Annotated in this window: 1 protein-coding gene; it reads right to left on the reverse strand. The window is 39.5% G+C overall.

Annotation, left to right across the window (positions count from 1 at the left end; all coding sequences use genetic code 11):
* A partial coding sequence (locus EO114_RS07910) for a hypothetical protein (protein WP_164723806.1) occupies window positions 1-311 on the reverse strand: 311 nt, incomplete at both ends.

A 311-nucleotide genomic window follows, 5' to 3' on the forward strand; every position in this document is an offset into this window, starting at 1 on the left:
GTTGTGACAGAATCAATTTTAAGATCTCTATTCACATCTACTTTGACAAATGTAGTTGCTTTCTTAGTACCATCCTCATTAAGAGCGTCCACAGTCACCATAGATACATTCGTGTTAGCTCCATTTGCGAATTTCACATCGTCATTTGGATTTACCTTGTCGTACACTTTTGCATCTTTACTGAAATCTTTATCAGTAGAACCAATGCCTACATTCCAACCAGAATCTTGAATCGCATTCGCCACTGTATTACCTGTCACAAAGCCTGCGCCCGCATTCGTTACTTTGTCAGTCTTAGGATCAACCTTCAA

Source organism: Veillonella sp. 3627, from assembly GCF_003992195.1.
Lineage (GTDB): Bacteria > Bacillota > Negativicutes > Veillonellales > Veillonellaceae > F0422.